Genomic DNA, 17,620 nt, shown 5'->3' with positions numbered 1-17,620 from the left:
TATCGAACTAAATACGATCGTTTTTTAAATGATAGATATGGAGAATCCAACTCGTCCCGCCACCGGTCTCACGCTCGGTAAGTTGGTCGGGGTGACAGAACCGCACGAAGATCACGAGATCGACTACCGCTTTACGCTGGCCAACGAGCGCACGTTCCTCTCGTGGATCCGGACCGCCCTCGGATTACTCGCCGGCGGCGTGGCGGTACAAACCCTCGTCCAACCGTTTCACCACGCCGGGGTCCGACATGTATTGGCGGCATCCTGCCTGGCCCTGGCAGTGGTGGTGTCCATCGGCGCATATGTTCATTGGCGCGATGTGAAAGACCGGATGGACCGGGACCAACCCCTCAAGGGCACCCTGCTGGTGCCCCTGCTCGCAGTCAGCATCGGACTCGTCGCGATCCTGGCGTCGATTGCCGTCTTCTATCGATGAGGACGGACCCCGAGACTCACGCCGTCGAACGTACGGCGCTGGCGTGGCTTCGCACCGGGCTGGCCGCAGCCGGAACCGCCGCGGTATTTCTGACCCACGCACTCATCCACAAACAGACCGCGGGGGCGTCATTAATCGCGACCGCGGTCGTGCTCGGAATCGCCGCCATCAGCACCGTGCGCCATCACGCGCTGGCCCGAGGGCACTGGCATCACGGCAGCAGGCCCATCGCTCTGACCACCCTGACCGTGGTCGTGGTGATCCTGTTGTCGGCAGGCATCGACATCTCAAATCTGGGTACGTAGGTATACCTGCGATTCCGCAGACCACACCCCCTCACGACCCCATACTTCTCCTGTTCGGCTCCACCCCTCATCACACATAAGGAGAACGCAATGAAGCGTGGGCTTGTGGTCGCCATTGGCGGCGCGGCGGTTATCGCCGCAGGTTTGGTCGGCTGCTCGAGCGATAAGTCCAGCACCACGGTCAGTGGCAACGGCGGCGCGGTGGCAACCAACAGCAGCGCCAGGGTCGTCATCGACGGCAAGGAGCAGAAGATCGAGGGTGCCGTCATCTGCCAGGCCTCAAACGGCAACGTCAACATCGTCATCGGCAGCGGCGCCCAGGGCTTCGGCGCGGTGGTGACGGACGGCGATTCCCCGACGGTGAAGTCCGCGGGCCTGGGCAGCCTCAATGGGCAGTCGTTGGCATTCTCCGAAGGCACCCCCGGAGCGAACGCGAAGGCCACCAAGGACGGAAAGAAGTACCACATCGAGGGCACTGCCATCGCCGTGGACATGGCCAACCCGATGCAGCCTTCCAACAAGCCATTCGAAATCGAGGTCACCTGCCCATAAGGCAGATGGGCGTCTAGCCGGGTAACCGCGACAGATCCGCGCTACCCGGCTAGACCTCCAAACAGCAGGATTCTGGCGCCTCTCATGTGCCGGTCGTCCCGGCCTGCGCGAGGTGGCTCACCGCCCAGACCGACCCTGCCGGGTCGACGCGATCGATACCGGTGGCAAACAACACCTGCCACATGCGTCACATAGCGCGAACTGTCCACAAAAGCAAGTAGCCCACACCCCCGCGTGTCACCGCGGAATGGCCCTCTACCTGCACTAAGGTCCCAAGAACTGGGCCATCCAGGCCAGGGCGAGGAGGACATCGTGCGCGAACTGAAAGTCATCGGCCTATCAGCCGACGGCAAGCGAGTGGTCTGCCAGGATGCCAACGGCAGCGACAAGTTCGTCATCGACGCCGACGACAGGCTCCGCGCAGCTGCCCGGGGTGATCTGTCCCGCCTCGGGCAGATCCAGATCGAAATGGAGAGCTCGTTGCGACCCCGGGAAATTCAGGCCCGCATCCGGGCCGGTGCCACCGTGCAGCAAGTCGCCACCACCGCCGGAGTCGATGTCGCCCGGATCGAACGGTTCGCCCATCCTGTATTGCTGGAACGGCAGCGCGCCGCCGAGATGGCAACCGCGGCCCACCCCGTGCGCAGCGACGGCCCCACCGTCAACTCGCTCGCCGATACCGTTGCCGGCGCAATGTTCGCGCGAGGACTTGATCCCGATGCCATCGAGTGGGACGCCTGGAAGGTCGAAGACGGCCGATGGACCGTCCAGCTGCAATGGCGAGCCGGCCGGTCGGATAACAAGGCGCACTTCCGATTCACCCCCGGGGCACATGGCGGCACGGTGACCGCACTCGATGATTCCGCCCGGGAGCTCATCGACCCGACCTTCACCCGCAGCCTGCGCACCGTCGCGCCGGTGGCTCCGCTTCTTCCTGAGCCCGAACCGGAGTTGTTCAACGAGCGCCCCGCACCGCAGCCCGAGCCCGTCCGCGAACCTGAGCCGGTCGAGGAAGTCAACGACGTCGAGCCGACTCCCGCGCCACGCCGCTCACGACGGAACAAGCCTGCGGTACCCACCTGGGAAGACGTGCTACTCGGCGTTCGCTCCAGCGGACAGAATTAACCAGAGCTGCCCTAGGCGATCAGGGCGGTCACCACGGCCGCCAGCCATCCGCCGGCGATTCCGATCGCGATGCCCAGCACGAACCATCGCAACACGGGGCGTTCCCGCCAACCCCATAACGTTGGCGAAAGACCGCCCACTGCAACAATATTGAGCAGGACTGCCCACAGCGGATGCACCTTCGCCAATCCGAGGCTCAGTACCACCACACCCACCGCTACCACCACGGCCACACACATCGCCGAGACGATGCCCTCGACCCATGGGGTGTCGGAATCCGCCGAGCTCTTTGTCCGTCGTGCGGGCTGCTTGTCGCCGGTCACGGCGCGAGCCTAGCGCGCTCATAAAACGCCAATGCCGCGGCGGTGGCCACGTTCAACGAGTCGGTGCCGTTGGCCATCGGGATGCGCACGCGGAAATCGCTGGCACGCAAAGCCACGTCGGTCAACCCAGGCCCCTCGGCGCCCACCATCAGGGCCACCCTCTCGTTATGAAGTGGCGGGATCACATCGGCCAGCGACCGCGAGTCGCCGGCAGGCGTCATCGCCAACAATCGGAAACCGTTGTCCCGCAATCTGTACAACGACTTCGGCCATTCCGGAAGACGAGCGAACGGCACCAGCAGTGCGTGCCCCATCGATACCCGCACCGCCCTGCGGTACAGCGGGTCCGCGCACCCGCTGCCAAAGAGCACCGCATCCACTCCCATTCCCGCGGCGTTGCGAAAAATCGAACCCAGATTCTCGTGGTCGTTGACGCCTTCCAGCACCGCCACCGTGCGCGCGGTCCGCATGAGTTCGGTCGCCGACAGTTCTACGGGTCGCCTCGCCGCGGCAAGTACCCCACGGTTGAGGTGAAAGCCAACGGCCTCCGCCATGACTTCTGGACTTGCCCGGTAGTACGGAATATCGACAGGTTCGAGATCGCCTGCAAGCTCGGTCAATCGACGGTCGGTACCCAACAGGGCAAAAGGTGCGAATCGTGAGGCCAGCATGCGTTGCACCACCAATACACCCTCGGCGATCACCAGCCCCTTCCCACTGGGCAGATCGGGCCTGCGGTCGACACTGTTGAGATCGCGGAAGCTGTCCAAACGTGGATCGGCAGCGTTGTCGATATCGATGACCAGCACCTACACCCGCCTCGCCAGCGGCGTCGGTTCGCACACCGGGGTGGCGACCGGGGCGGGCGGAATAAGCCCGGCACGTATCTGACCGCCTTCGGGAACCACCTCGGCGACAACCGGACACGGGTGACGGCGCAGATACACCGCGCAGGTCAGCCCGGCAGCCACCGACACCACCCCGCCGATCAGCAGCGGCATCCGCCCGCCGTGCAGATCGGCCAACCAGCCCACCAACGGGCTGCCCAGCGGAGTGCCACCCAGGAAAGCCACCATGTAAATGCCCATCACCCTTCCCCGCAGCTGCGAATCCACGGACAGCTGAATGATATTCATCGCCGACGTGGTGAACGTCAGCGCAAGTAGACCCGTCGGGATGAGCGCTATGGCCACCGAAAGATACGTGGGCATCGCACTGACGACAGCCTCGGAAACCCCGAAAGCCATAGCGGCGCTGTAGAACAAATTCATACGCACCTTCTCGGTGCGCCGGGCAGCCAGGGTGGCGCCCAACAATGTGCCGACCGCCAGCGCCGTCGAGAGCAGCCCGTATGACTCGGCGCCGCGACCGAAGGTCTCTCGTGCCAGCACCGCAAGGGTCAGCGAGAAATTCAGCCCGAATGTAGAGACCAGGAACACGGTAAGCATGATCATGAACAGGTCGCGACGGTGCCACACGTACGAAAATCCTTGACGCAGTTGCCCCTTAGCCGGCGGAACAGGTTCACTCGGGTGCAGCTCGTCAAGCCGCATGCGCCACAACGCGATGCCCACACCGATGAAACTGACGAAGTTCAGGAGGAAGACCCAGCCGGTACCAACGAGCCCGATCAACACCCCGGAGATCGCGGGCCCGATGATGCCCGCGAGGTTGAACACCATGGAGTTGAGTCCGACCGCGTTGGGCAGGCGGTCCGGGCCCACCATCTCAATGGTGAAGGATTGCCTGGTGGGTGCCTCGATTGCCGCGGCACATCCCATCGCGAAGGCCACCGCCATCACATGCCAGATCCGGACAAGCCCGGTGACCTGCAGAAGCCCCACCGTCAACGCGAACAGCGCCATCAACGCCTGCGTCAACATCAGCATCCGGCGCTTGTCGTAGCGGTCGGCCAGCATTCCGCCCCACACCGATAGCAACAGCGTCGGCCCGAATTGCAACGCCATGACCACACCGAGCAGGAAGGCGTTGCCGTGCGAGAGGTCCAGCACCAGCCAGTCCTGCGCCACGCGCTGCATCCAGGTGCCGACGAGCGACACCATCTGACCGCTGATCCATAGCCGGTAGTTACGTGTGCGCAGCGATACGAATATCCCGCCGCGGTCAGCCACGGTGAATCATTTTAGAGACTAACGAGATTGTCAGCTAACCGTTTTCATTGACCAGCGCCGACAGCAGGTCGGTCGCCTGCCGCAGCACCACCCGTTGCTCCGGGGTGAAATCGTCCAGGTGCTCGCGCAACCACTCCTCGCGGGCGCTGCGATCGGCCTGCACGATATCGGCACCCGCCTCCGACAACGAGACAACTACCTGGCGCCCGTCGGTCGGATGCGCCGAGCGCTCCACCAGCCCGAGCTCGGCCAACGAGGCGATCACCCGCGTCATCGACGGCGGCTGCACACGCTCGCGGGCGGCCAGCGCACCCGGGGTCATCGCCCCCTCGTTAAGCAACGTCGCCAATGCCGACAACTGCGTCAACGAGACCGGCGAATCCGCGCGCCGGAACCGCAGATGCCGGGCCAGGCGGATGACAACAAGCGAGAGATCGCTGGCCAACCGGGCATCGGGGTCGCTCACGGCCCAAACCTTACGGCACGTCCAGGGCTTTCACAGGGACCTAGCCCCGTGTAGTTCGTGCCACGTATGCTGCGCATCTAGTGGACACCCCCGCGCCCCAACCGCCCCCGCTCCCGGCCGCACTGCTCAATCCGTGGCCGGTTGTCGTCGCAGGCACAGTGCTGTGGCTCATTGCCAACATCATCGCCTTCACCATTCCTGCGCTCGAGAGCTGGCGTCCCATAACGCTCGCCGGACTCGGTACCGGCGCGCTGGGCACCGTCATCGTCCTGCTACAAGTTCGTGCAGTGCGGCGCGGCTCACGCGGCGCACAAACCGGCCTGTAGCCGAACCAACCCCGCAATATCCCGGAAGAGGAGCAATCTCATGCCCAACGCATCACTGCTGGAAACCGCCGTCGAGATCAATGCGCCGGTGGAGAAGGTATGGGGATTGATCGCCGATCTGGAGAACATGCCGCGGTGGAGCCCACAGACCCGCAAGATGTTCGTGCGCGGACCCGTGCAGGCGGGCACCAATGTCGTCAACTACAACCGCAAGGGCTGGAAGGTATGGCCGACGCGTGCCGTGCTGACCGCCGTCGAGCCCAACAAGCGTCTTGCCTGGCACGTCAAAGACAACCTGAGCGAGTGGAGCTACGAGCTGGAGCCCACCGCGGCCGGTGGCACCAGGGTCACCGAGCGTCGGGTGATGGGTGAGAAGCGCTCAGCGATCTCCACCAACCTGCAGAATTTGATGCTCGGCGGCACCGAGGTGTTCGACGAGGCACTGCTGGAGGGCATGCGGACGTCGCTGGCCAGGATCAAAGCAGCCGCAGAAGGCGTTTAGTCCGCCAGATCCAGGACGCCGTCGTCAAAGGGCTCGTACAACGGCATCGCGGAGTTGAGTGGCTGCGGCGTGTCGGAATGAGCGCCGCAGCCGTACTCGATGTGCACGACACGGCCGTCGGCCGACATGGAGTTGGCACACGCCCCGAAGGCGACACCCAGTGAGCCGGCCAGCGGCAGGTAGAAGCCGCAGGATCGGCACACCCGGCGGGTGGCGCGCGCCATCTCGGTGTCCGGACCGCAGTCGCCGTCGAACCACCGCTGTGCGGCGTCGACACGCCCGGTCAGGCTCAGCACCTGCTTACGCCCCAACCCGATCTCACCCGCGGTCTCGGTGACCTGCGCATCTCCGCTGTCGGTGTATCCGGGTACCAGGCGAGGGTCGTTGGGCGGCGGGGCGAGAAGGTCGCCGGGGCCCAGGTCGCCCGGGCGGATGCGCTCCTCCCAGGGCACCCAGTTCGGTGCGCGCAGCGCCTCGGTGCCCGGAACAAGCACCACCTCACTGACGGTCGCGACGGTGGCGCCGGGTGCCGCGGCCATCACCACCTCCCAGTGCCATCCGCGGTACCCCGGCAGATCGGCTTCGAAGCGGTGAGTCAACGCGTGCAGATCAGTGCTCTCGGAGGAGGCCCCGAGGTACTTGCCCACGGTCTCCCCACTGAACTCGACGATGGCCGTACGAGCCTGGTCGATACAGGTATAGAGGGCGTCGCGGCCGGAGATAGTGATGTCCATCGCTGACCATCTTCTCACCGTGAGGGACAATCGATGCGTGCGGGACGACTACGCGCGGTTCGGGAACCGCCAAGGCAGTAGTGACTCCCCATCTCGCCGCCGAAATCAGGATCCGCGCGACGCGAACTCCCACCCCGGTATGGCCAACTATCCGACGGGCGGCGCCCCGCGCGACCCTCTTCGCGCGAGCGGCTCATCGAAGCGCGATCCTGGTCGCGCGAGCGGCTCATCGAACCGGTATCTGCCGCCGCTGGGCCAGGAACGCCGGGAAGAGTCGCGGCGGCGTCCTTCGCCTGAGCGGGAGATCCCGCCGAAGCTGACGGTCACCCGGGTGGCCGCCATGCGCAGCCGCGAAATGGGCTCGCGGATGTACGGGTTGTTCCACAAGGCCGCGACCGCCGACGGCGCCGACAAATCCGGCCTGACCGCGCTCACCTATCCGGTGATGGCCAACTTTGCGGTGGATGCCGCGATGGCGGTGGCCCTCGCCAACACACTCTTCTTCGCCGCCGCCACCGCCGAGTCCAAGAGCAAGGTGGCGCTGTACCTGCTCATCACCATTGCCCCGTTCGCCGTTATCGCCCCGCTGATCGGTCCCGCACTGGATCGCCTGCAACATGGGCGCCGGGCGGCGTTGGCGGCCTCATTCGGGCTGCGCATCGCGCTGGCCGTCATCATGATCGCCAACTACGACGGTGCCAGCGGCAGCTTCCCGCCCTGGGTGCTGTATCCGTGCGCATTGTCAATGCTGGTGCTGTCCAAATCCTTTGGCGTGTTGCGAAGCGCAGTAACACCGCGGGTGCTGCCGCCGACCATCGACCTGGTGCGCGTCAACTCACGGCTCACGACCTTCGGATTGGTCGGCGGGACCATCGTGGGCGGCGCCATCGCCGGCGCCTTCGAGCTCACGTTCACCCGGGTATTCCAGTTACCCGGAGCGCTTTTCGCCGTGATGGCCGCTGCGGCAGTGGGCGCCTGGTCGTCCATGCGCATCCCCAAGTGGGTCGAGGTGACCGCCGGTGAGGTGCCCACCACCTTCGGCTACCACGGCGACGACGGTGAACACCCGACGATCCTGCTCCGACGCTCCCATAAGCAGCAGGACAAGATCCGCCAGCCACTGGGCCGCAACATCATCACCGCGCTGTGGGGTAACAGCACCATCAAGGTAATGGTGGGTTTCCTCACGCTGTACCCGGCTTTCGTCGCCAAATCCCATGACGCACACGGCTTCCAACAACTCGCGATGCTCGGCATGATCGGCGCCGCCGCCGGCATCGGGAACTTCGCGGGCAATGCCACCAGCGCCCGGCTCAAGCTCGGTCGCCCCGCCCTGCTTGTCGTGCGGTGCGCCGGCGCGGTCACGGTGGTGGCGCTCGCGGCGGCGGTTACCGGAGTTCTGGCGGTCGTGGTGTTCGCGACACTGGTGACATCGGGAGTCAGCGCCATCGCGAAGGCGTCCCTGGACGCCTCACTGCAAGATGACCTGCCCGAGGAATCCCGGGCGTCGGCGTTCGGGCGTTCCGAGGCGCTGCTGCAGCTGTCCTGGGTACTCGGTGGCGCTATCGGCGTGATGATCTACACCGATCTGTGGGTGGGATTCACGGTGATATCCGCGGTGCTCATCCTCGGCCTGGCGCAGACGCTGGCCAGCTTCCGCGGCGCCTCCCTGATTCCGGGCCTGGGCGGTAACCGCCCGGTGATGGCCGAACAAGAGGGTGGCAAGGTAGTCGCGTGAAGGCAAAACTGGCGGCACTTGCCGCCGTCCTGGTGCTGACCGCTGCCGCGATGGTGGGGTTCATCGCCTGGCAGCTGCACGAGCATAGAGAAGGCCCGGCGGAGCGGCCCGAGATCAGCGCATTCACCCACGGCACCGTCATCCATGCCGCGCCTTATCAGTACTGCGACAAGAACAAGCTGGACCAGTGTGACCCGCCCGGACACACCGTCCAGTTGGCCGTCAACGCTCATGAACCCGTGCAACTTTCGGTAGATGGGCGCATCGCCCAGGCGCCATGGATGCTGTCCAGGATCTATGCGCCGGTGGACGACGTCGACCACAAGCGGGCCGAATCAAGCGTGTACCGCGACCATCGAACCGCCGTGACAATCCCAACGATCGACGGCGAGGGGCGGCGACTGGTGGGTCTGGAAATCAAGCTCCCGACGGTGGTTCAGACCGAGACCGGCGACCTGTTGGAGGTCACCCACGCAATCTGGTCCGTGGCCACGGTCTGGCAGAACTAGCGCAGAGCGCGATACTCCGCGCGTGCCGCGGCATCCAGATGCTCGGTGGCATAGCCCAGTGCGGTGCGACCCATAGCGGCGGCGTGTGCATCGAGGTAACCGAGGAGAATCTCGGTACCACAACGCTTTCCGGCTTCACGCAGCATCCAGCCGTAGGCCTTCTGGATGAGGTCACGCCGGTCGTCGATCACCAGCGATGCCACCGCGAGAAGGGGTTGCGCGTCACCACGTTTGGTGAAGGCGAAGGTGCCGATGATGCCCACCCGCCGACGCCAGAGGTCATCTTCTGCCGCTAGTTGCAGCAGCGGCGAATAGTCCTGGCCGACAAGCCATTCACCCAGAATCTGCTCAGCCGAGGAATCGACCAGGTCCCAGTTGTTCACCCGGCCGCCACGGACCTGCCGCAGGTACATCTGTACCCAGGCATCGCGTTCGGCGCCGTTGGCATGCGCGAACTCCCACACCGCCAGAATCAGCCCCGTCAATCGGTGCTCGTGCACCTCACTGGCCAGCAGCCGCACCACCGCCTCGCGTCCGATGCCACGGAACTGTCGCGCCAGCGCGCGCTGTTCGGGTACGGACACACCGACAAAGACGTCGCCCTCGCCGTACTCGCCCGGTCCGGTCTTGAAGAACCGCGCGGATTTCTCGGCCCGGCCGGGATCACCGATGGCATCGAGCGCCGCGATCACATCCTCGGCGCGGATGGATGTCAGGTCAGGCGTCCAGCTCAGCGGCGACGGCGCGCACGACCTCGGACACCTTGCGGGCGATCTTGCGATCCGGGTACCGCCCCTTGCGCAGCTCGGTCTGCACCGTGCCCTCCAGCAGGGTGATCATGTCCTCGATCATGCCGTGCAGCTCATCGGTGGTGTGCTTATGGTTCACCGGCCCGCTGCTCTCGCGGCGCGTCTTCTGCACCGAGGGCGGCGCGTCAATCAACTTGAGGCTCAGCGCCTGCGGACCACGGCGGCCCGCAGCCATGCCGAACTCGACCTTCTGACCGGCCTTGAGCCCCTCAACGCCAGCAGGCAGCGCAGAGGACCGGACGTACACGTCCTCGCCGTCCTCCTGCGACAGGAAGCCGAAGCCCTTCTCGGCGTCGTACCACTTGACCTTGCCGGTTGGCACTGCACTCACCTCACATGATTAACGCGCCCCAAATAGGACGCGGTGACTGGTCATCCTACTCGGCGCACGCAAGTGGTCGCTACGCTGGACTTATGACCCCGTTGATCGATTCGTTCGGCCGCATCGCGACCGACTTACGGGTGTCCTTGACCGACCGGTGCAATCTGCGCTGCACATACTGCATGCCAGCAGAGGGATTGGACTGGCTGCGCAGCGACGCACTGCTCACCGCCGACGAATACATCCGGCTGATCGGCATCGCGGTGAGCGAGCTCGGAATCCGTAGCGTCCGATTCACCGGCGGAGAGCCGTTGATATACAAGGACTTAGAGCGAATCATCACCGCGGTGGCCGCGCTGTCGCCACGTCCGGATATCGCGCTGACCACCAACGGCATCGGCCTGGACCGCAAGGCCGCCGCGCTACGAGACGCCGGGCTGGACCGCATCAACGTGTCGCTGGATACGTTGGATGCGGATCGCTTCGCCGCTATCACCCGCCGCGACCGGCTGACCGACGTTCTCGCCGGCCTCGAAGCCGCGAGCGCTGCCGGGTTGACCCCGACAAAGATCAATGCCGTGCTGACGCCCGAGCAGTACAAGGAGGACTCGGTCGAGCTACTGCGATTCAGTCTGGAGCACGGATTCGAGCTGCGGATCATTGAACAGATGCCACTGGATGCCGGGCACCACTGGAGCCGCGCTCACATGGTGACGGCCGACGAGGTCCACGCCGCCCTGAGCCGGGAATTCACCTTGAGCACGGATCCGGTGCCTCGTGGCAGCGCTCCAGCACAACGCTGGCTGGTCAACGGGGGTCCCGCCACGGTCGGGATCATCGCCTCGGTGTCGCGACCGTTCTGCGGGGACTGCGACCGCACCCGGCTGACGGCCGACGGTCAGATACGCAATTGCCTGTTCGCCACCACCGAGACGGACCTGCGCGGGCTGCTCCGCTCGGGCGCCGACGACGCGGCAGTGGCCTCGGCCTGGCAGGCCGCCATGTGGGGAAAGAAGCCGGGACACGGGATCAATGACCCGTCCTTCCTGCAGCCGGACCGTCCCATGAGCGCGATCGGCGGCTAGGTGAGCATCCGGGTCCGGTATTTCGCCGCAGCCGCGAACGCCGCAGGCATCGAAGAGGAGACCGTGGAGCTCCCCACGGGGGCTTCTTTCGACGACCTGACGCGCCAGCTGGCCGCAAAAGGACCGGAACTGGAACGCGTATTGGCGCGTTGTTCCTTTCTCTATGACGGCGTGGCCGTCCGCGACCGCTCCCACCGCCCGGAATCAGGCTCTATCGTGGATGTTCTGCCTCCGTTCGCTGGTGGATAGAAGTGCGCTGGCCCATCCTTTTATTAAGGAAGCTCTAAGGCGACTCTGAGAGTTGCGCATAGAGATTCCCCGGCAATTTCGTGATCTACAACACACATCGGAAGGTCACGGAAGTATCACGGCACGGACACGGAGTGGTGGAGCCACCCAATAACCTGCGCAGACCTCACCACTGGCGGGAATAAACCCACCCCGCCGTGGACGAAACACCGTGGAATGTCCAACATGACGAGACGCGCGCGGGCACGTACCGTCATCCGAAGTCCATACCCGCGCACCGAGCTCCGTCCCTCGGGTATGGCACCTCGTCGGTAAACCAAGGGACGGAGGCGGGGAACCCAACCGCCGGAGATTTCGATCTCCAGCACGGACCTCCATGGTTCTTGGGGTGAAGCCCGGGGAACCGGGCCGAGCGACCTCTCGTTCGAACCCGACAGCTGACTTCGCAGGTGCGTCACAGAGAGGAATACGACGGACATATGAGTGGACGGCACAGTAAGCCCACCAAGGCGGGCGCTAAGGCGGCCAAGGTCGCGGTAGCAGGTGCAGGCCTTGTCGGTGGCGGTCTGATGATGGCCGCGACGGCCGCAGCAGCCACCGACGGTGAGTGGGACCAGGTCGCGCGCTGCGAATCGGGTAACAACTGGGCCATCAACACCGGCAACGGATACCAGGGCGGGCTGCAGTTCTCGCCGAGCACCTGGATCAACCACGGTGGTGGGCAATTCGCCCCGTCCGCTCACCTGGCCACCAAGGAACAGCAGATCGCGATTGCCGAGAAGGTGCTCGCGGGTCAGGGCCGTGGCGCCTGGCCGGTCTGCGGCCGTGGCCTGTCCGGTTCCACCCCGCGGACCGCCCCCGCCGCGAACATCACCCCTGCCGCGCACCATGAGGAGCAGGCCGCCGCAGAGCCCGCTCCGGCTCCCGAGGCCGACGAGCAGTTCGTCGCCGAGGCCCCCGAGGCGCCCATCGTGGAAGAAGCCCCGGCCCCCGAAGAGGCGCCCGCCCCCGAGGCGCAGGACGTCGAATTCCAGTCCGGCCCGGCGCCCGCCGAGCCCGCACCGGCCCCCGAGCCCGAGGCTCCTGAGGCCCCCGAAGCCATCGCCGCTCCGGCGCCCGAGGCACCCGTCGTCGACGAGGATCCCGCCCCCGAAGCGGCTCCGGCTCCCGAAGCCCCCACCGCCGAGGATCAGGTCCTGCCGTACGAATTCCAGTCCGGCCCGGCGCCCGCCGAGCCCGCACCGGCTCCTGAGCCCGCCCCGGCGCCCGCTGCTGCTCCCGAGATCCCGCTCCCCGCGGGTGTCCCGGACGCCGCGGACATCGGATTCGCCGCCGGCAAGGCCGCGTTCGATGCCGGCCCGGTGGCCTCCAACGGCGTGCCGAATGCCGACTCCATCGCGGGAGTTGTTCGGCACCTGCCCGACCCCAACAACCTTCCCCCCGGCACCACCGATGTCACTCCCCAGGACAGTCGCGGAGTGTCCTACCTCAAGGACATCGTCTTCGCCATGCAGACGCAGGATGTCAAGGCCAGCGACGCAATCCTCGCCCTGGCGCAGCGCTAAGTCATACACCAGAAAATCGCCCCGGCCCTCACGGCCGGGGCGATTTTCGTTGCGGGGTAACCCTTTCGACGAGAAGCCTAGGCCCAGTGTCAAGAGGGTTGACGCCCCGGCTTCGAGGCGTACTTTGGTGAACATGACGGCACCGACCACTCCCCCGGACGTTCCCAGTCAAGAGACATTCGAAGCTGTCTACAACGGCAAACCCATGTTCGAGGGCGCTCCCGCCGCGGGCGTGCCATGGGATATCAGGGATGCGCAACCGCGGATCAAAGAGCTCGCCGCGTACGGCGCGTTGCGCGGCGACATCTTGGATATCGGCTGCGGGCTCGGCGAGAACTCCATCTATCTCACTCAGCAAGGCCTGTCGGTCACCGGTCTGGACTTCTCCCCCTCGGCCATCGATCAGGCGAAGCAACGGGCCACCGCCGCGGGTGTGACCGTCGATCTGCAGGTTGCCGATGCGACCAAGCTCGACGGCTGGGACGGGCGGTTCGACACCGTGATCGACAGCGCCGTATATCACTGTTTCGACCACGAAGGTCATCAGCAATACGCGAACGCACTGCACCGGGCCACTCGACCGGGTGCGCGCTGGTTCATCGCCTGCTTTGGCGACGGCACCGTGAATGGCATCGCGATGCCATTCGGCGTACAAGATCCCGAAGAGATCAAGAGCGTGCTATCCGACGCCAAGTGGAACATCCAATACTTCGGCCGGACAACCTATCTCGGATCACGAGCGGCGTTTGTCGGCGCCGCACTGCCCAACATCGATCCCGAGCAGATGCCTGCCGATATGCGTGAGCGCTATCAACGCCCGGGCGTGGCAGAACAAGCGCAGAAGACCTTTGCGCGTCTCCAACAGCTGGATGACGACATCATCCACATGCCGTTTTTCAGTATCGTCGCAGAAAGAGGCTAAATGTCATGACCGCACCCACTCAGAACACATTTGAGGATCTGTACCGAGAGAGCACCAAGGACGGCGGGCCCATCGTCCCGTGGGATTCCAAGGACGCCAAACCCCGCATCAAGGAGCTGGCTCTGCTCGGCGCGGTTCGCGGCGACGTCCTGGACATCGGCTGCGGGCTCGGCGACAACGCTATTTACCTTGCCCAACAGGGCTTTAACGTCACCGGATTGGACTTCGCACCCTCCGCAATCGAACAGGCCAAGGGCCGGGCCGCAGCAGCCGGCGTCACCATCGACTTCCAAGTCGCCGATGCGACCAAGCTCGACGGCTGGGACTCGAGATTCGACACCGTGATCGACAGCGGCGTCTACCACTGCTTCGACAATGAGGGAACCGCGAAGTACGCGAGCGCCCTGCACCGCGCCACGCGCCCTGGAGCACGCTGGTACATATGGTGTTTCGCGCACGGCGGAGTCCACGGCGTGCCGACACCGTTCCAGAACGCCCTGCGGGCGGAGGACATCGAGCAGACGCTGACCGCCAATGGGTGGACCGTGCTACAGCTGAACCCGACCACGATGGCGGCACCAAAGGCCGAGTTCCTCAACACGATTCGTGGAACCTACCGTGGAGACCCCGAAATACTCGACCGGCTGGAACGAGATGTCGACGATCCGCTGCTCTACGTCCCCGTGTACACGGTGATCGTCGAACGGGCATAGGCTTACAGTTGGCGGCCCGCGAGTACACGGGCCGCCGCCGTCGACATCACCGCGATGGTCCATAGCGCGGGTATCGAGGCGAGCATGGATCCCACAGTGCGGGTGCCAGATTCGGGTTCCATACCTTCCAAGCGTTGCGCCAGCCATCGCAAGGCGGCAGGCGCGCCCAGAAGGACAAGTGATACGTGTTCGCTGAGCCGGTCGCGCCGGTAGGTGACGTCGGTGCCATGCGTGGCATAGAAGTCGGCCTGGCGATCCACCTCGTCGACGCCCACGAGCTGATCGTGCACCGCGGTGTAGATGTACACCGGGCAGGTTGGCGCCACCTTGCCCAGGCGCAGATCTTCACTCATGGCGGCGACATCGGGCAGCGCCATGAGATCGGCAATGGGCAGGTCCACATAACGATCGAGGTTGCGCATCACATACCGTCCGACAGCCTGTCCGGTCGACAGTTCCCGCACCGTCGTCATGATCTTCTCGCCCTTGGACGTAAGGTGCTGCGTCAACACAGAATCGAGCGCCGGATAGCTTCCACGCAATGCAGAGATGGCCGCAAAGCCCAGTCCGGCGAACAGTCCTCCGTCGGCCCGCTCCAAGATCTTGCCGGGGTCCGAGGCCGGTGAACCCAACGCCGCCGCGACGATGTTGAGCTCGGGGGCATAGCTAGGCGCCATCTCGGCCGCCCACGAACTGGCAAGCCCGCCACCGGAGTATCCCCACAGCCCGATAGGCGTATCGGCCGGAAGTCGCAGCTCGGCGAACTCTTGCGTGGCCCGCAAACCGTCCAGTACGTGGTAACCGGGTTGGCGTGCGACGACATAACGGCCCGGCTGTCCACCGTGGTCTGCGACGCTCACGATCCAGCCCTGCCGCAACGCGGCGGCCATCAACAACAATTCGATCTGCGGATTGGCGAAGGGGCCCCGCGCACCCTGCAGCAGGCAATAGGAGGGAAAGCAGGATCGCTGGCTGGAGTTGATCGCACACTGGTACGCCAACAGGCGTGGAGAGTGCGGGTCATGGGTAGCGGGCACCAACACCGTGGTGACCGAGACTTCAGGCGCGCCATGCGGATCGGTGGTGCGAAACAGCAATTGCCAGGCGGTTACCTGTTGACGTAACAGCCCCAGGAATCCGATATCTGCCGGGCGGGCACGCAGAACTGATCCGGGTTCCGCATCCCAGAAGCCGTCAGGTGGGCAATGGAAGGGATCGTCGTCGGGGTGCGCCGGACGTTTACCGGGGTGCGGGAAAATCTGGGGTGCAGGAGCCGTATTGCGGTGTCTCGGTTGCACTGGAGTGCTCATGAACCAAGAAAGTTACTGTACCCACGGGACTGTCAACGCCCTGATCTGGGTTTTTAGGTACCAGACCCCAATCGGTGCCCGGATTTTTCAGGCCGACCCCACCCACTCGTCGCTGCCGTCGGCGAAGAACTGGTGCTTCCATACCGGCAGCGCTGCCTTCACATCGTCGACAAGGCGCTGACAGGTGGTGAATGCCCGACGGCGATGGTCGGCGCTCACCGCCACCACAAAAGCCGCCTCACCGACCGTCAGTGCGCCGATGCGGTGACTCACCGCCACCGCACGCACACCATCTGCCTCTGCGGCGATGCGTTCCACCACATCGGTCAGCACCTGCTGGGCCGACGGATGCGCCGAGTACTCCAGCCGCAGCACGGTCTTACCGCCGTCGTGGTCCCGCACGTTGCCTACGAATCCGACTGTAGCCCCTGCTGATTCATGATCGACGAGTTGCTCGTGCTCGATCAGTGAGATGCGCTCGGCGGTCAATAGTGCTCGAGTGACGCTAGCGCTCATACGTGATCACCCCCGGCTATCTGGTCTAGCGCATGGCCCAGCACGCCCTCGAGCACCGCAAGCCCGTCGCGCACCCCGCCGGTGGAGCCGGGCAGGTTGACCACCAAAGTACGACCGGCGACTCCGCACACGCCGCGCGAAAGGATGCTGGTGGGTACGGTCGGCGGACCCGAGCGTCTGATCGCGTCGGCCAGGCCGGGTATCTGATAGTCCAGCAGCGCGGCCGTCTGTTCGGGAGTGACATCCGTGGGTGACAGTCCGGTACCACCGGTGGTGATGACCAGTGAAGCCCGATCCGCCAACGCCGAACGAATGGCCTCCCCTACCGCGTCTCCGTCCGGCACGACGATCGGCTTTTCAACACGGAAGTCTTGCCCACCAAGCCATTCGGCGATGACGGGCCCCGTCTTGTCGGGATATTGGCCGGTGGCTGCCCGGGTGGAGGCCACGATCACCCGCGCTGATCTCAGGGTCGGGTCCATGTTCCGGTCTTGCCGCCCTCTTTGCGCAGTACCCGGACATCGTCGATACGCGATGCCGGGTCGACCGCTTTAACCATGTCGTGCAGGGTCAGTCCGGCGACCGTCACCGCGGTCAGCGCTTCCATCTCGACCCCGGTCCGGTCCTTGGTGCGTGCGGTGGCGGTGATGTGAATGGATCCGTTGGCGGTGTCGATCTGGAAATCCACGTCGATGCCCGTGAGCGGTATCTGATGACACAGCGGGATGAGCTCGCTGGTGCGCTTGGCGGCCATGATGGCGGCCAGACGAGCGGTGGCGACGGCGTCGCCCTTGGGGAGCGTGCCGTCCGCCAGTAACTTCAGGACGTCCGGGGTGGTGACGAAGCGTCCGGCTGCGACCGCCTCGCGCGTGGTGGCCTGCTTGGCCGACACGTCGACCATGTGCGCGGACCCGTGCTCGTCGATGTGGGAGAGACGGTCAGGTGTGGACCCCTCGCTGTCGCGAAGACCGTCGGACACCG

General features: G+C 65.1%; 24 protein-coding genes and 1 riboswitch. Of the genes, 13 read left to right on the top strand and 11 right to left on the bottom strand.

Translation table 11 applies throughout. From position 1 onward, the window contains the following. Positions 1-37 precede the first annotated feature (37 nt). The 4 genes from MSTE_RS04100 (at position 38) to sepH (ending at position 2,418) form a co-directional block, all read left to right on the top strand. Positions 38-436, top strand: coding sequence for a YidH family protein (locus tag MSTE_RS04100; RefSeq protein ID WP_408645857.1), 399 nt, complete (start codon positions 38-40; stop codon positions 434-436). After that, a complete protein-coding gene (locus MSTE_RS04095) occupies positions 433-741 on the top strand; it encodes a DUF202 domain-containing protein (RefSeq protein ID WP_096499218.1) in 309 nt (102 codons plus the stop codon). Before MSTE_RS04100 ends, MSTE_RS04095 begins: the two co-directional genes overlap by 4 nt. A gap of 90 nt (positions 742-831) precedes the next feature. Further along, positions 832-1,293, top strand: coding sequence for a lipoprotein LpqH (locus MSTE_RS04090; protein WP_096499216.1), 462 nt, complete (start codon positions 832-834; stop codon positions 1,291-1,293). A gap of 312 nt (positions 1,294-1,605) precedes the next feature. Beyond that, a complete protein-coding gene (gene sepH, locus MSTE_RS04085; RefSeq protein WP_096499214.1) occupies positions 1,606-2,418 on the top strand; it encodes a septation protein SepH in 813 nt (270 codons plus the stop codon). Positions 2,419-2,429: 11 nt separating this feature from the next. Here the strand turns inward: sepH and MSTE_RS04080 are convergent, their stop codons facing one another. From MSTE_RS04080 to MSTE_RS04065, 4 genes are read right to left on the bottom strand one after another with little or no spacing between them, the layout of a single operon-like run. Further along, the gene (locus tag MSTE_RS04080) at positions 2,430-2,741 is read right to left on the bottom strand and encodes a DUF2537 domain-containing protein (RefSeq protein WP_269458225.1); all 312 of its coding nucleotides are present in this window, start codon (positions 2,739-2,741) and stop codon (positions 2,430-2,432) included. Then, complete coding sequence (locus MSTE_RS04075) at positions 2,738-3,550, bottom strand: TrmH family RNA methyltransferase (protein ID WP_096499212.1); 813 nt, start codon at positions 3,548-3,550, stop codon at positions 2,738-2,740. The genes MSTE_RS04080 and MSTE_RS04075 overlap by 4 nt, the downstream gene beginning before the upstream one ends. Continuing rightward, on the bottom strand, positions 3,551-4,873 hold the full coding sequence (locus MSTE_RS04070; protein WP_096499210.1) for an MFS transporter: 1,323 nt from the start codon (positions 4,871-4,873) through the stop codon (positions 3,551-3,553). Between the two features lie 34 nt (positions 4,874-4,907). Next, a complete protein-coding gene (locus MSTE_RS04065; RefSeq protein WP_096499208.1) occupies positions 4,908-5,339 on the bottom strand; it encodes an Rv0880 family HTH-type transcriptional regulator in 432 nt (143 codons plus the stop codon). Between the two features lie 80 nt (positions 5,340-5,419). Between MSTE_RS04065 and MSTE_RS04060 the strand changes: the two genes are divergently transcribed. After that, complete coding sequence (locus tag MSTE_RS04060; protein ID WP_096499206.1) at positions 5,420-5,665, top strand: DUF2530 domain-containing protein; 246 nt, start codon at positions 5,420-5,422, stop codon at positions 5,663-5,665. A gap of 40 nt (positions 5,666-5,705) precedes the next feature. Further along, on the top strand, positions 5,706-6,167 hold the full coding sequence (locus tag MSTE_RS04055; protein ID WP_096499204.1) for an SRPBCC family protein: 462 nt from the start codon (positions 5,706-5,708) through the stop codon (positions 6,165-6,167). Here the strand turns inward: MSTE_RS04055 and MSTE_RS04050 are convergent. Continuing rightward, a complete protein-coding gene (locus MSTE_RS04050) occupies positions 6,164-6,901 on the bottom strand; it encodes a DUF3027 domain-containing protein (protein ID WP_096499202.1) in 738 nt (245 codons plus the stop codon). The two genes, MSTE_RS04055 and MSTE_RS04050, sit on opposite strands and share 4 nt — an antisense overlap. A gap of 139 nt (positions 6,902-7,040) precedes the next feature. On the opposite strand from MSTE_RS04050, the gene MSTE_RS04045 reads away from it, so the two are divergent. Beyond that, a complete protein-coding gene (locus MSTE_RS04045) occupies positions 7,041-8,639 on the top strand; it encodes an MFS transporter (RefSeq protein ID WP_162291556.1) in 1,599 nt (532 codons plus the stop codon). Then, positions 8,636-9,148 carry a DUF2771 domain-containing protein gene (locus MSTE_RS04040; protein WP_096499198.1) on the top strand — a complete coding sequence of 171 codons (513 nt, stop codon included), beginning with the start codon at positions 8,636-8,638 and terminating at the stop codon, positions 9,146-9,148. Before MSTE_RS04045 ends, MSTE_RS04040 begins: the two co-directional genes overlap by 4 nt. On the opposite strand, the gene MSTE_RS04035 is transcribed toward MSTE_RS04040, so the two are convergent. Beyond that, positions 9,145-9,837, bottom strand: a complete 693-nt coding sequence (locus MSTE_RS04035) for a DNA alkylation repair protein (RefSeq protein WP_096505401.1) — start codon at positions 9,835-9,837, stop codon at positions 9,145-9,147. The genes MSTE_RS04040 and MSTE_RS04035 overlap by 4 nt on opposite strands. 28 nt (positions 9,838-9,865) lie before the next feature. Beyond that, positions 9,866-10,279: a cold-shock protein gene (locus MSTE_RS04030; protein ID WP_030094326.1), complete on the bottom strand. Its 414-nt coding sequence runs from the start codon at positions 10,277-10,279 to the stop codon at positions 9,866-9,868. A gap of 92 nt (positions 10,280-10,371) precedes the next feature. Between MSTE_RS04030 and moaA the strand changes: the two genes are divergently transcribed. From moaA to MSTE_RS04000, 5 genes are all read left to right on the top strand, one after another. Continuing rightward, the gene (gene moaA, locus MSTE_RS04025; protein WP_096499196.1) at positions 10,372-11,364 is read left to right on the top strand and encodes a GTP 3',8-cyclase MoaA; all 993 of its coding nucleotides are present in this window, start codon (positions 10,372-10,374) and stop codon (positions 11,362-11,364) included. Next, a complete protein-coding gene (locus tag MSTE_RS04020; RefSeq protein ID WP_096499194.1) occupies positions 11,365-11,613 on the top strand; it encodes a MoaD/ThiS family protein in 249 nt (82 codons plus the stop codon). A gap of 291 nt (positions 11,614-11,904) precedes the next feature. After that, a riboswitch (cyclic di-AMP (ydaO/yuaA leader) is annotated at positions 11,905-12,082 on the top strand. A gap of 10 nt (positions 12,083-12,092) precedes the next feature. Continuing rightward, complete coding sequence (locus MSTE_RS04010; RefSeq protein WP_096499192.1) at positions 12,093-13,178, top strand: transglycosylase family protein; 1,086 nt, start codon at positions 12,093-12,095, stop codon at positions 13,176-13,178. 127 nt (positions 13,179-13,305) lie between these two features. Then, entirely contained in the window at positions 13,306-14,100 is a 795-nt protein-coding gene (locus MSTE_RS04005) for a class I SAM-dependent methyltransferase (protein WP_162291362.1), read from the top strand. 5 nt (positions 14,101-14,105) lie between these two features. Further along, positions 14,106-14,813 (top strand): class I SAM-dependent methyltransferase, encoded by a 708-nt coding sequence (locus tag MSTE_RS04000; protein WP_096499188.1) that lies wholly within the window; start codon positions 14,106-14,108, stop codon positions 14,811-14,813. A gap of 2 nt (positions 14,814-14,815) precedes the next feature. Here MSTE_RS04000 and MSTE_RS03995 read toward each other — a convergent pair whose 3' ends face one another. The 4 genes from MSTE_RS03995 to moaC form a co-directional block, all read right to left on the bottom strand. Beyond that, positions 14,816-16,123, bottom strand: coding sequence for a lipase family protein (locus MSTE_RS03995; RefSeq protein WP_096499186.1), 1,308 nt, complete (start codon positions 16,121-16,123; stop codon positions 14,816-14,818). Positions 16,124-16,210: 87 nt separating this feature from the next. After that, complete coding sequence (locus tag MSTE_RS03990) at positions 16,211-16,639, bottom strand: molybdenum cofactor biosynthesis protein MoaE (protein WP_096499185.1); 429 nt, start codon at positions 16,637-16,639, stop codon at positions 16,211-16,213. Next, positions 16,636-17,121 (bottom strand): MogA/MoaB family molybdenum cofactor biosynthesis protein, encoded by a 486-nt coding sequence (locus MSTE_RS03985; protein ID WP_096499183.1) that lies wholly within the window; start codon positions 17,119-17,121, stop codon positions 16,636-16,638. The genes MSTE_RS03990 and MSTE_RS03985 overlap by 4 nt, the downstream gene beginning before the upstream one ends. After that, positions 17,106-17,618 carry a cyclic pyranopterin monophosphate synthase MoaC gene (gene moaC / locus MSTE_RS03980; protein WP_096499181.1) on the bottom strand — a complete coding sequence of 171 codons (513 nt, stop codon included), beginning with the start codon at positions 17,616-17,618 and terminating at the stop codon, positions 17,106-17,108. Before moaC ends, MSTE_RS03985 begins: the two co-directional genes overlap by 16 nt. Positions 17,619-17,620 lie beyond the last annotated feature (2 nt).

It is taken from the genome of [Mycobacterium] stephanolepidis, from assembly GCF_002356335.1.
Lineage (GTDB): Bacteria > Actinomycetota > Actinomycetes > Mycobacteriales > Mycobacteriaceae > Mycobacterium > Mycobacterium stephanolepidis.
The sequence above is the reverse complement of the archived record's forward strand: the minus strand, read 5'-3'. Positions and strand labels throughout refer to the sequence as shown.